This is a genomic window from Solwaraspora sp. WMMD792, from assembly GCF_029626105.1.
In the GTDB taxonomy this organism is placed as follows: Bacteria; Actinomycetota; Actinomycetes; order Mycobacteriales; family Micromonosporaceae; genus Micromonospora_E.
On record NZ_JARUBH010000009.1, the window covers coordinates 4,930,091 to 4,941,843 of the forward strand.

The window sequence follows — 11,753 nt, forward strand, 5'->3', positions numbered from 1 at the left end:
TCATCACGGATCGAGGACCACCAGCGGCCGACCATCAGCCAAGGGAACATCTTCGCCCTGATCGGGCTGCCCCCGAGCCGTCGACTCCGGTGCGCTTGCCGTTGATTAGCGGAGGTGCCTGCGGATTTCCGCCGTGAACTGCGGTAGGCCGGCGCGTTCGAGCAGTGGCAGGAGTGCGGCGACGGTCGTCGGCTCGCGTCGATACGAGGCGGCCTGTTGTTCGAGGATCTCGATAGTCAGGCCGGGGTAGAGATCGAGTTGATCGAGAAGGAAGTCGTCGGGGTGGACCGCGAGGATGTCGTACGGCTTCAACGCAGATTCGGGGAAGTCTCGAAGGTTGAAGGTGACGATGACCTCGGCGTTGGCGCGCACGGCGGCGGCGAGGATGTGACGGTCCTTCGGATCATTCGACATACCATCAATGAGTGTCTCGTACCCGGTAACCATTGCGTCCGGGAACGTGCGAACCATGTGACCGATACGTCGGTCAACCCGGCCGACGTCGATGCCTGCCGCGACCAGATTGCGGTGCAGTTCTGTGTGGATGTCAGTCGACCACAGTGGGCGATACGCCTCGGCCTCGGCGAGTCGGAGAAGGGTGTCGCAGAGGTAGACCGGGTAGAGCACACAGGTGTCGAGTAGGGCGGGAAAGGCCACGACTGGTCTGCCTCACCTGGTCCGCTTGGGCGTCGCGGCCAGATCGTAGAGACCGTCTTCCTCAGCTTCGGTGGCCATCTGGTCGAGAGTTTGGCGGCGTTCGCGGCGGGTGCGTTCGCGATAGTCGAGGATGTCGCGAAGCATGACCCGGCGGTGTCGTCCGCGCATGGTGTAGGAGATCTCGCCGTCGGTCAACAGCCGTACGAGAGTGGGGCGCGAGATGTTGAGCAGGTCGGCAGCTTCCTGCGTGGTGAGCATGGTGTTGTGTGGCGCGATCGAGACTGCCATCCCCTGTGACAGGGCGGTCACCACGTCCCGTAGTACCCCATACAGCTCATCCGGGATGTTTAGGTAGGTGCCGTCCGGCCCGATGAGTCTTGCCTGAATGGGCGGAGTCGCGTCGGCCATACCACGGGCGAACCTGGCGAGATCGGAGCCGTCCTCTGGCGGGAGGACTGTCCGCTCGCGAAGCGCGTTGACCATGCATCGAGTCTAACGCTAATCGAAAAATCCGCAACAAGTTGAGGTTCGTGTAGTAGGTGAAGGCGGTGATCTGGGGTGATTTGTCGAGTCGGACCACGTCGACCCAGTCGGCGGCGAGCACCATCTGCAGGTAGCTGTGCCGGGCCGCCCCGTCGCGTAGCTCGGCCTCGACGACGTCAGGTATCACCACGGTGACGTCTGCGAGGAGCGCCTTCAACACGCCGAGCCACTGGCTGCGGGCGAAATAGCTCAACGGACCGGTGTCGAGGACGTACGTCTGGCGGTCGGGATTCACGAGGTGAAGGCCCAGATCTCGGCTTCCTCCGCCGGGCTCGGGCAGGTCGTCGGCGGCGAACGTGCCGAGCAGGAGGTCGAGCGCCCGTTCGAGGGTGACGATTTCCCGCCGGTACAGCCGCAGGACCGCCTGGCCGCCACCCGCTCGCCGATACTCACTGAGCCTTTTCCAAGCTGATCTTGCAGCTCAGGGCGGATGCGGTAGGCCCGCTGATCGATGGGTGCGAGGCTCCAGGTAGGACAGCTGTCGACCAAGACTCGAAGCCCCGACCGGGAGCCTCGCCATGCTGTCCTACCCCGCCACGATCTCGTTGTCCAGCCGCACCCTGAACCACCTGGCCGAACGCATCCGCAGCCACCGTAAGCAGCGCCGATCGCGGTGGCGGCGCCTCGAACCCGGCCGGCAGGCGCTGCTCGCCCTGGCCCATCTGCGCAACGGCGACACCTACACCCGACTCGCGGCCGGCTTCGAGATCGGCGTCGCCACCGCCTGGCGCTACGTCCAGGAAGCGATAGCCCTGCTCGCGACGGCCGCCGATGACCTGGCCACCGCCATGGTACGGATCCGCCGACTGGCGTACGCGATCCTGGACGGCACCCTGATTCCGATCGATCGGGTCGCCGACCAGCGACCCTACTACTCTGGAAAACACAAGCACCACGGCGTGAATGTGCAGGTCATCGCCGATGCCGCTGGCCGGCTCGTCTGGGCTTCACCGGCGCTGCCCGGTTCGGTTCATGACCTGACCGCAGCCAGGACCTACGGCATTATCGATGCGCTGACCAGGGCGGACGTGATGACCTTCGCCGATAAGGGCTACCAAGGAGCCCGCGGCAGCGTGCGCACTCCGTTCAAGCGACGCCGCTTCCGCCCGAAGCTGTCACGCCGGCAGAAGGCCATCAACCGCGCCCACGCGAAGATCCGCGCCCGCGGTGAACGCGCAATCGCCACCCTCAAGGCCTGGAAGATCCTGGCCAAGCTGCGCTGCTGTCCACGGCGAGCGACCGCGATCGTGCAGGCCATCCTCGTTCTGCACCACGTCGAGACCGACCGCTACGCAGCATGAAAAGGGCTCATTGCTGACCCGCGTTGCAAACCTGCCTGATCGCCGAGCATCCGGCGGGGCGACTCGCAGCCTGTCGGCGTCCTCGGTGTCCGCGCTGGCGGCTGCGGAGACGACCCGGTCCCGCCTTCGACCGAGTTCGCCGGCTCGATCAACATCGACTTCCGGCGCGGCACCTGCATGCTGGCAGCGCCGGCCGACGACGAACGGGGAATGGTCGTGGGGATCAGCACCGAGGCCGGTAGAGGTGTATATACTCGGGAGCATCCAGTATTCACAAGGAGGTAGACGTTGAAGACGGTGATCGACCTGGACGAGGAGTTGCTGGACCGCGCCCGTCGTGAACTCGGGACCAGCACCAAGAAGGAGACGATCCACGAGGCGCTGCGTCTGGTCGCCGAACGCGGGGCCCGACTGGCTGCGATCCAGGAGCTCATGTCCATCGACCGGGACTGGGACGGCATCGTCGATGACGACAAGACGCCCACCAGCGGCCGAGACGCGGCGTGAACATCGCCCGAGGGCTGTACCTGATCGATACCTCGGCCTGGGCCCGGATGTCCGCACCGGCAGTGAACAAGCGGCTCGTCATGATCCTGCAGGAAGGGGCAGCAGCGACCTGTCTCCCGCTGGACCTCGAAGACGGTCGCAGCGCTCGCAACTTCCGGGACGCGATGGCAATCCGCGCCCGCCGGGCCGAAATCATGACTGATCTGCCGATCAACTCGGCAGTCGCCACTCGGGCCCGGGACATCCAGGTAGCGCTGACCAGACGCGGGTACCACCGGGCGGCCAGCCCGGTCGATCTGATCGCCGCCGCAGCAGCGGCTGAGCACGGCGCGACAGTCCTGCACTACGACCGTGACTTCGACCTGATCACCGAGGCCGGCGGACCGCGCAGTGAGTGGATCGCGCCCGCCGGGACACTTCGGTAGTTACACCGGCTCGCGCCGGGTCAGCGGGTCGCGGGGTTGGCGGCGAGCATGGCGCAGAACAGCGCGCCCTGCTCGATCGCGTCGTCCAGGGCGACATGCTCATGCTCATGCTCGCCGAACCACTCGCGGGGCATGGTCCGCTTCGACGTCGTCCGGTAGCCGGTGCCCATCAGCGCCATGGCGTACGTCTTGATGTCCAGTGCCGAGTGGGAGAACGGGCTCGATCCGGTGAAGCGGATCAGGTACCAGTAGACGAACATGAAGTCGTACGCCGCCGGGTAGCCGATGAACACCGGCCGCCCCGGCAGCTGGGCCAGCCACTCGGTGTAGCGGGCCATCGCGACCGCCGGCTCCTCCTGGTCGGCCCGGCACGCCGCCCACGCCTCCGGCTGCGTCTCCCACCACGCCATCGTCTGCGGGGCACCGGTCGCGCCGGGCAGCGTGACCAGGTTGGCGCTGAACGTGCCGACTAGCTCCTTGCCGGCCGTGTACGCCGCCGAGGCGAAGCTCAACATCGAGTGCGGGCCGGGGATCGGCCCGTCCGCCTCGACGTCCGTGCTGACGTAGATCTCCGCTTGTGCCATGCCAGCACCGTACGGCAGCCCTGCTCCGCCGCCGACCGCGACAGTGCATCGCCGCCGCCGGCACCGCGAGTTGAATGTCAGATACCTAATGCCAGCGTCTTGAGGTATCTGAGCTTCAGCTCGCGGTGGAGGCGACAAGCAGGAGGCGGGTTGGCAGGCGTGGGCACGGCGCGCGGTGGCGCGGTGGGCGCGAGGGGCACGGTGGGCGCGGGGTACGTGGACGCGGGCGGAGATGGTGGTCAGCTGAGGGCGAAGGTGGCCGAGGCGCGGCCGGCGGCGTCCGGTACGGCTTCCAGGTAGAGCAGTCCGTCACGGTGGCGGACGTACTGGCCGGGGTAGTTGACCGACTCCAGCGACAGTTTGCCCACGTCGGCCAGCCCGGCGCGGGCCATGAACGTGGCGTCCTGCCGGAACAGGTTCGACCCGTCGTTGGCCTCCACCCAGATCTGGTGGTTGCGGTGCCGCAGGTAGTAGCCGGGAAAGTTGGTCGACTCCAGCGAGATGCCGGCCGAGTTGGCCAGCCCGGGGACGACCCGGAACTGCGAGTCGGCCAGGTTGGCGACATTCGCCTCAAGACGGACCCGGTACTCCCAGTGCCGCAGGTAGCGGCCCGGCTGGTCATGGGCGCTGAGCCGGATCGGGGTGGCGCCGTCCGGCACCGGCACGCCGAAGTTCGGTGTGCCGTCGGCGTTCCAGTAGATCTTCTGCACCCGGGTACGGCGGTTCGGGTCGTTCAACGGGTCGTAGCCGTTGCCGAGGTAGCGCTCGTAGTTGCGGGAGTGGTAGACGATGACGTCGCTGCCGTCCTCGGCGACGGTGAACGAGTTGTGGCCGGGCCCCCACTGGCCGGTCCGGCTGTTGCTGGCCAGCACCGGGTTGGGGCTCTTGGTCCACGATGACGCGTTCAGCAGGTTGCTGCCGGCCGACGCGGTGAGCAGTCCGACGGCGTAGTTGGCGTCGGTGGCGCTGGCCGAGTAGGTCATGAAGACCCGTCCGTTGCGGATGATCACCGCCGGGCCTTCGTTGACCCGGTAGCCGCGGGTCTCCCAGGCGTACGTCGGGGTGCTGATCATGACCGGGGTGCCGGTGTAGGTCCACGGGTTGACCATCCGGGCCAGGTAGATGTTGGAGTTGTTGCCGGCGTACTCGGCCCAGGCCAGGTAGCGGACTCCGTTGTGGACGAAAGTGGTGGCGTCCAGCGAGAAGCCGGGGCGCGGGGGCTGGATCTGGCCGCGTTCGATCCACGGTCCGTCGAGCGGGTTGGCGGCGGAGGATTCCAACACGTACGGGCGGATGGCCCAGATATCCTCGGCTCGGCCGGCGGCGAAGTGGATGTACCACCTGCCGTCGATGAAGTGCAGCTCCGGTGCCCAGATGTGCGCGCCCATCTCGCCGGTCGAGTGCTTGCGCCAGATCACCCGCTCGGCTGCGGTGGCCAGGCCCTGCAGGGTGGTGGCCCGGCGCATGACGATGCGGTCGTACTCGGGGACGGTGGCGACGAAGTAGTAGTAGCCGTCGGTGTGCCGGTGGACGTGCGGGTCGGCCCGCTGTTCGACGATCGGGTTGGTGAACTGGACGGTAGGCGGGACCGCCGCCGCGATTACGGCCGAGCTGCCCGCGAGAGCAGCCGAGGCCGGGGCAGCCGCGACAGCAGCCGAGGCCGCCGGAGTTGCCGCCGCGACAGCAGCCGGGGCGGCGGCGACCACGGCGGTGGTGGCCGCAGTCACCAGGGCGGCGGTTGTCGCCGCCAGCCAGTTGACCGTGGATCGCGATCGCCTCATGACCGACACCCTTCGCAGTCATCATCTACGATGCAAACAGTGTTAGCGCTCACACAATCCAGGTCAAGAGGATGCGTCATCTTCACGAAACAATCCGGCGGGGCGGCGGGAATTTTCCCGCCGCCCCGCCGGGACACTGTCCAGACTGGCTCCAGCAAGGCCTGCCGCTGGAGACGCGGCCGAGGCCGGCCGCTTCGGCTACTCGCCGCCGAGATTCACCAGCGCCTGCGCGGTCCGGAAGTACGGGTTCCGGCCGAGGTCTCCGACGGTGACGATGCCGAAGGCGTCCTTGAGCAGCTTGGCGTCGCTCTCGCTGACGCCCTTCAGCGCGGCGACCGGCGCGGCGACGATCTCGGCCAGGGACTTGTCCTGGTAGGCCTTGTCGACCAGCGTAGTCAGGTCAGCGGTGACCGGCATCCTGTCTGTTCTCCTTGTGCTCGATGGGGGTATGACCCGGCCCACGGCGGGCCGGGCCCGTCGACTCCGGCTATCTGCGGTGCTGCGTCCTGGAGTGCTGTGCCCGAAGCGCGGGCAGCGGCTACTCCTCGGCCTCTTCTTCCTCGGACTCTTCCTCGTCGCCGTCGCCGATGACGTCGAAGACCTCCTCGGCGACCATGCCGGCGGCGAAACCGGCGAGGGCGCCGCCGGCCGCACCGGCCAGTACGCCGCCCATCCCGGAGCCACCGTCCTCGTGTCCACCGTGGTGCCCGCCATGACCGTGACCACCGCCGTAGCCACCGTGACCGCCGAGCAGCGCATGTCGCTGTTCCAGCGACTGCCGCAGCCAGGAGTCCACCAGGGCGATCCAGTCGATGCTCTCGGCGGCCGCGTGCTCGACCCGGTAGTGGCCGTACGCGTCATGACCGGGGGTGAACAGCCCGGACTTCTTGTCGAACTCCAGGACCACGGTCACCCCGTGCGGGTCGGCGACGAACGTCAGCTCGACCTGGCTGACCCCCGGGTACTGCGGGGCCGACGCGTACTCGATCTCCTGGTAGAACGGCATCGTCTGGGGCAGGCCGGCCAACTGGCCGTGCTCCAGGTCGGCACCGGTGAACGGCAGCCCGAGCGCGGCGAACGCCTCCAGGATCCGCTCCTGCACCGGCAGCGGATAGACGTGCACGTCGTCGAGGTCGCCCGGGTCGATGGCACCGCGGACCCAGATCTTGGTACGCAGGCCCATGGTCATGCCGGGCAGCCGCTGACCGTACATGTCGGTGACCGGCGTCTCCCACGGCACGTCGATCTCGAACGGCAGCGACAACTGCTGCCCGGCGGCAAGACGCAGCTCGCCGCAGACCGGCACCCGATGGAACTCGACCGTACCGTCGTACTCCTCGTCGTCGGTCTCCATCTCGACCCGGGTGACCAGCGCGACGGTGATCTGGTCGATCTCCACCTCGTGGTCGCCGCCGGTGATGTCGACCTGGCCGGCCAGGGTCAGGCCGGGGCGGGTGCTGGCGTTGGACAGGACGGTGTCGACAGTCGGTCCACCGACTCCGAAGGCTCGGAGCATCCGTTTGAAGACCACGTGGCTATCTCTCCCTGGCGGTACGCTGGCGCGATCCCCGGGCGCACCGATCGTTGCCGCACAACATGATCAGATATGTCTATTTTGGAACCGGGGTTGCCGACGATGTTAGCGGGACAGCCTGAGAGGTTGCTGAACAGCAGATATCGAGTACGCAAAGTAATTCCACGAATACATCTCGCTATTGTTCTCAGTCAACTCGCAGGTTTTCGCAGCCCTCGGCTGATTATGCTGAGATCATGCCCACTACCAGCGACCCTCCTAGTCCCGGCCGCCCCGTCACCGTCGAAGGAGTGACCGGGCGGTGACGGAGTGGGCGCTGCTAGGCGTCGCGGTGCTGCTGGTCGCCGCCAACGCCGTGTTCGTCGCCGCCGAGTTCGCCTTCGTAACGGTCGACCGGGCGACCGTGGAACGGCAGGCCGCCGCCGGTGACCGCCGCTCGGCGGGCCTGCTGCGCGGCCTGCGGACGCTGTCCACCCAGCTGTCCGGCGCCCAGCTCGGCATAACCGTGACCAGCCTGGTCGTCGGCTTCCTCGCCGAGCCCTCACTGGCCACTCTGCTACGCGGCCCGCTCGGGCTCACCGGCCTGCCGGACGGCGCGACCACCGCGCTCTCGCTGACGCTGGCGCTGATCCTGGCCACCGGCTTTCAGATGACCTTCGGCGAGCTGGTGCCGAAGAACTGGGCCATCGCCGAACCGCTGCGGGTCGGCCGGGCGGTCGCTGGCGCGCAGCGCGGCTTCACCGCCGCCACCGGCCCGTTGATCCGGTTTCTCAACGGTACGGCCAACCGGATCCTGCGGGCGTTCGGCATCGAGCCCACCGAGGAGCTGGCGTCCGCCCGTACGCCTCAGGAGCTGGCGTCGCTGGTCAGCCGGTCCGGCGAGGAAGGCACCCTGGACGCGGAGACCGCCGAGCTGGTCTCCCGGTCGATCGACTTCGGCGAACGGACCGCCGCCGACGTGATGACCCCCCGACCCCGGGTACGGTTCGTCACCGCCGACGCACCGGTGGCCGAGGTGCTGCGGCTGGCCGCCGCCACCGGACACGCCCGCTTCCCGGTCACCGGCGCCGGAGTCGACGAGGTGCTCGGCGCCGTGCATTTCAAGCATGCCCTCGCCGTACCGACCGGGGAACGCGACACCCGGCCGGTGCGGTCGGTGATGGTCGAGCTGCCCGAGGTCCCGGAGACCGCCGAGCTGGACCCGCTGCTCGGTACGCTGCGCAGCCGGGGACTGCAGATGGCGGTGGTGGTCGACGAGTACGGCGGCACCGCCGGCATCGTCACCCTGGAAGACCTGGTCGAGGAGATCGTCGGGGAGATCGCCGACGAACAGGACCGGCCGACCGGTCGACACCAGCGCGCCGCCGACGGTTCGTGGCAGCTCTCCGGCCTGCTGCGGCCCGACGAGGCGGCCCGGCTGACCGGGCTCGACCTGCCGGAGGGCCGGATCTCCGACACCCTCGGTGGGGTGATCATCGAGGAGCTCGGCCGGCTGCCCCGGGTCGGTGACACCGTCACGGTCGTCGCCGACGACCGCGAACACCCGGACCCGGACGGGCTACCCACGTCCGTACCGGTGGAACTGACCGTGACCCGGGTCGACGGCCGGCGCGCCGACCGGCTGCTGCTGCGCCGCGCCGACGCCACCGCAGCCGCCGGGTCTCCTGACGGACGCCGGAACGGCCACTCGGCCGGGCACCCGGAGGAGACCGCGTCATGAGTGACTGGTTGGCGATCCTCGTCGGGGTGCTGCTGCTCGCCGGCAACGCGTTCTTCGTCGGTGCCGAGTTCGCACTGATCTCGGCCCGCCGGACACAGATCGAGCCACGGGCCGCCGCCGGGTCTCGGCTGGCCCGCGTCACGCTGCGGGCCATGGAGTCCGTGTCGCTGATGATGGCCGGCGCGCAGCTCGGCATCACCGTCTGTTCGCTCGGCCTGGGTGCCATCGGCGAGCCGGCCGTGGCGCACCTGATGGAGCCGGCCTTCGCCGCCGCCGGGGTGCCGGACGCGCTGGTGCACCCGATCGCGTTCGCCATCGCCCTGGCGATCGTGGTCTTCCTGCACATGGTGATCGGCGAGATGGTGCCGAAGAACATCGCCCTCGCCGGTCCGGAGCGGTCCGCGATGGTCCTGGGCCCGGTGCTGTACGGCGTGGTCACCGTGCTGCGGCCACTGATCTGGCTGCTCAACCAGCTCGCCAACATCGTCCTGCGCCTGCTGCGGGTGCAGCCGAAGGACGAGGTGACCTCCACCTTCACCCGGGAGGAGGTTTCCGGGTTCATCGCCCAGTCCCGCCGTGAGGGCCTGATCGACGAGCACGAACACCGGCTGCTGACCGGTGCGCTGGCGTTCAGCGACCAGCCGACCGCCCGGGTGGCGATCCCGCTGGATTCGCTGGTCACGGTGTCCGCCACCAGCACGCCGGTCGAGCTGGAGATGCGCTGCGCCGACACCGGCTACTCCCGCTTCCCGGTCGTCGACGGCGCCGCACAGGTGACCGGCTACCTACACGTCAAGGACGTGCTCGGGGCCTCGGCGCAGGACCGGGACCGGGCGGTCGACTCCCGGCTGATCCGGCCGCTGGTCACGGTCCGGGCCACCCAACCGATGCGGGACACCCTGACGGTCATGCAGCAACGGGGCGCCCACCTGGCCCGGGTGGTGGACGCCGACGGCCGGTTGACCGGCCTGGCCGCGTTGGAGGACGTGATCGAGGAGCTGGTCGGTGAGGTCCGCGACGCCGCACAGGCCGCCAGCCGCTAAACACCGCACAGGCCGCCAGCCGCTAAACACCGCGCCGGCCGCCAGCCGCTAGGCGGGCGGAGCAAGCTGGGGCGGCCCGTCGGTGGGCTGGTTGAGCGACTGGCGGGCGAGCAGCGTCGCGCCGGCCACGGCCGCCGGCATGACCAGCACCGCGCCGAACGGGATCAGGCAGCAGCAGAAGACCGCCACCCCGAAGCCGAGCGCCTTCGGCCGGTTGGTGCGCAGCGCCACCCGGCGGTCCGGTAGCCGCAGCCCACGGCGGTAGAACGCGGACCCAACCAGCTCAAGGGCGAGCCGCCAGCCGCCGAACAGGGCAGCGACCACCGGCACCAGGGTCTGCCCGACGATCGGGATGAACCCGCAGAGGAACAGCGGAATCCCGATGACGATGCCGAACGCGATCAGCCGGGCCGAGTCGAGCAGGCTGTGCCACAGCGATCGCCACCACGGCACGTCGACCCCGTTCGGCACCCCGCCGTGCTGCTCCTCCACCCATTCGGAAATTTTCTCGTAAAACGGATCCCCGATGAACAGGGTCACGGCGGTGAAGGTGAGTACACCGATCAGCCCGCCGAGGGCCAGCAACGCGACGGCGACCGCACCGCGGACCGCGTCCCGGGTGCCCGCCGACCAGTCGTCGGCGAACGGGGTGAGCCAGCCGGCGACGTCGACCACGACGGCTATCCAGCCGACGAACGCGGCCACGAACAGCACCCCGGCGATCACCGCCGGGATCAGCCCGAGCAGCACCATCTTCGGGTTGCGGGCGTAGGTGCCGAAGCCCCGCAGGAACAGCCGGACACCGTCGAGGAAGGCGCGGATCATCTCAGCCGGCCAGGCGCAGCCGTACCCGGCGGTTGGCCCGACCTTTGCTCTCCACCTTGACCACCTGGACCTTGCCGATCTGGGCGGTGGAGGCGACGTGGGTGCCGCCGTCGGCCTGCACGTCCAGGCCGACGATGTCGACGATGCGGATCTCCTGCTCGTCGGCGGGGATCAGATTGGCCTGGGTGCGGACGATGTCCGGGATGGCCAGCGCCTCGTCCCGGTCGAGGACCCGCACGGCGACCGCCCGGTCGGCGACGACCTCGGCGTTGACCAGGTCTTCCAGCTGAGCTTTGAAGCCGGGCGGCACCTCGGGCAGGTTGAAGTCCATCCGGGCTTCACCGGGCTCCATGTTGCCGCCGGTCACCAGGGCACCGAAGTCGCGGAACACCACGCCGCAGAGCACGTGCAGCCCGGAGTGGGTACGCATCAGCAGGCTGCGGCGGGTGTCCTCGACCGCGCCGGTGACCTGGGCGCCGACCGGCGGCAGCGGGTCGCCGTCGGCGGGGATCAGGTAGAGGTCGTCGCCCTTGCGAGTGCCGACGATCCGGGTCTGCGCCCCCTGCCAGAGCAGTACGCCGTGATCTGGCGGCTGGCCGCCGCCTCCCGGGTAGAAGGCGGAGCGGTCCAGCACGATGCCCTGCTCGGCGTCGGCGTGCAGTACGGTGCACTGCCACTCACGCAGGGTCGGGTCGCGCAGGTCGAGTCGGTCGGTACGGCCGTGACTGGTGACACCCACGGGTGGCAGGTTACCGCCGACCAGGCGGAATCACCCAGTTGGCTGATTTGATGAGTGTCAAACTTGACCATCGTCGAAACAGCGGGCATCGTAT

Annotated in this window: 14 protein-coding genes; 6 read left to right on the forward strand and 8 right to left on the reverse strand. The window is 68.7% G+C overall.

Annotated elements, in window-relative coordinates; genetic code table 11:
• Positions 1 to 105 precede the first annotated feature (105 nt).
• Complete coding sequence (locus tag O7629_RS22995; protein ID WP_278171683.1) at positions 106 to 657, reverse strand: PIN domain-containing protein; 552 nt, start codon at positions 655 to 657, stop codon at positions 106 to 108.
• Positions 658 to 669: 12 nt separating this feature from the next.
• Positions 670 to 1,140, reverse strand: a complete 471-nt coding sequence (locus tag O7629_RS23000; RefSeq protein ID WP_278171685.1) for a helix-turn-helix domain-containing protein — start codon at positions 1,138 to 1,140, stop codon at positions 670 to 672.
• A 298-nt stretch (positions 1,141 to 1,438) separates the two neighbouring features.
• Here O7629_RS23000 and O7629_RS23005 point away from each other — a divergent pair, with 298 nt between their 5' ends.
• From O7629_RS23005 to O7629_RS23020, 4 genes are all read left to right on the forward strand, one after another.
• Positions 1,439 to 1,612 (forward strand): hypothetical protein, encoded by a 174-nt coding sequence (locus O7629_RS23005; protein WP_278171686.1) that lies wholly within the window; start codon positions 1,439 to 1,441, stop codon positions 1,610 to 1,612.
• A 106-nt stretch (positions 1,613 to 1,718) separates the two neighbouring features.
• Complete coding sequence (locus O7629_RS23010; protein WP_278168437.1) at positions 1,719 to 2,501, forward strand: transposase family protein; 783 nt, start codon at positions 1,719 to 1,721, stop codon at positions 2,499 to 2,501.
• 297 nt (positions 2,502 to 2,798) lie between these two features.
• Entirely contained in the window at positions 2,799 to 3,008 is a 210-nt protein-coding gene (locus tag O7629_RS23015) for a type II toxin-antitoxin system VapB family antitoxin (RefSeq protein ID WP_233606701.1), read from the forward strand.
• Positions 3,005 to 3,433, forward strand: a complete 429-nt coding sequence (locus O7629_RS23020; RefSeq protein WP_278171698.1) for a PIN domain-containing protein — start codon at positions 3,005 to 3,007, stop codon at positions 3,431 to 3,433. Before O7629_RS23015 ends, O7629_RS23020 begins: the two co-directional genes overlap by 4 nt.
• Positions 3,434 to 3,453: 20 nt before the next feature.
• On the opposite strand, the gene O7629_RS23025 is transcribed toward O7629_RS23020, so the two are convergent.
• The 4 genes from O7629_RS23025 to O7629_RS23040 form a co-directional block, all read right to left on the reverse strand.
• Positions 3,454 to 4,017 carry an exonuclease gene (locus tag O7629_RS23025; protein WP_278171700.1) on the reverse strand — a complete coding sequence of 188 codons (564 nt, stop codon included), beginning with the start codon at positions 4,015 to 4,017 and terminating at the stop codon, positions 3,454 to 3,456.
• 239 nt (positions 4,018 to 4,256) lie between these two features.
• A complete protein-coding gene (locus O7629_RS23030; protein ID WP_278171702.1) occupies positions 4,257 to 5,798 on the reverse strand; it encodes a family 43 glycosylhydrolase in 1,542 nt (513 codons plus the stop codon).
• Positions 5,799 to 5,996: 198 nt separating this feature from the next.
• Positions 5,997 to 6,215 (reverse strand): hypothetical protein, encoded by a 219-nt coding sequence (locus O7629_RS23035; protein ID WP_123605794.1) that lies wholly within the window; start codon positions 6,213 to 6,215, stop codon positions 5,997 to 5,999.
• A gap of 121 nt (positions 6,216 to 6,336) precedes the next feature.
• On the reverse strand, positions 6,337 to 7,329 hold the full coding sequence (locus O7629_RS23040; protein WP_278171703.1) for a sporulation protein: 993 nt from the start codon (positions 7,327 to 7,329) through the stop codon (positions 6,337 to 6,339).
• Positions 7,330 to 7,633: 304 nt separating this feature from the next.
• Here O7629_RS23040 and O7629_RS23045 point away from each other — a divergent pair, with 304 nt between their 5' ends.
• Entirely contained in the window at positions 7,634 to 9,052 is a 1,419-nt protein-coding gene (locus O7629_RS23045; protein WP_278171705.1) for a hemolysin family protein, read from the forward strand.
• Complete coding sequence (locus O7629_RS23050) at positions 9,049 to 10,095, forward strand: hemolysin family protein (protein ID WP_278171707.1); 1,047 nt, start codon at positions 9,049 to 9,051, stop codon at positions 10,093 to 10,095. Before O7629_RS23045 ends, O7629_RS23050 begins: the two co-directional genes overlap by 4 nt.
• A gap of 48 nt (positions 10,096 to 10,143) precedes the next feature.
• Here the strand turns inward: O7629_RS23050 and O7629_RS23055 are convergent, their stop codons facing one another.
• Both O7629_RS23055 and O7629_RS23060 read right to left on the reverse strand, forming a co-directional pair.
• Positions 10,144 to 10,920 carry an EI24 domain-containing protein gene (locus tag O7629_RS23055; protein WP_278171708.1) on the reverse strand — a complete coding sequence of 259 codons (777 nt, stop codon included), beginning with the start codon at positions 10,918 to 10,920 and terminating at the stop codon, positions 10,144 to 10,146.
• A gap of 1 nt (position 10,921) precedes the next feature.
• Positions 10,922 to 11,659: an alanyl-tRNA editing protein gene (locus O7629_RS23060; RefSeq protein ID WP_278171710.1), complete on the reverse strand. Its 738-nt coding sequence runs from the start codon at positions 11,657 to 11,659 to the stop codon at positions 10,922 to 10,924.
• Positions 11,660 to 11,753: the final 94 nt, after the last annotated feature.

Coding starts and splice junctions, on each gene's coding strand:
- O7629_RS23000 (WP_278171685.1), bottom strand. CDS start 1,140: ATGGTCAACGCGCTTCGCGAGCGGACAGTCCTCCCGCCAGAGGACGGC.
- O7629_RS23010 (WP_278168437.1), top strand. CDS start 1,719: ATGCTGTCCTACCCCGCCACGATCTCGTTGTCCAGCCGCACCCTGAAC.
- O7629_RS23025 (WP_278171700.1), bottom strand. CDS start 4,017: ATGGCACAAGCGGAGATCTACGTCAGCACGGACGTCGAGGCGGACGGG.
- O7629_RS23030 (WP_278171702.1), bottom strand. CDS start 5,798: ATGAGGCGATCGCGATCCACGGTCAACTGGCTGGCGGCGACAACCGCC.
- O7629_RS23035 (WP_123605794.1), bottom strand. CDS start 6,215: ATGCCGGTCACCGCTGACCTGACTACGCTGGTCGACAAGGCCTACCAG.
- O7629_RS23050 (WP_278171707.1), top strand. CDS start 9,049: ATGAGTGACTGGTTGGCGATCCTCGTCGGGGTGCTGCTGCTCGCCGGC.
- O7629_RS23055 (WP_278171708.1), bottom strand. CDS start 10,920: ATGATCCGCGCCTTCCTCGACGGTGTCCGGCTGTTCCTGCGGGGCTTC.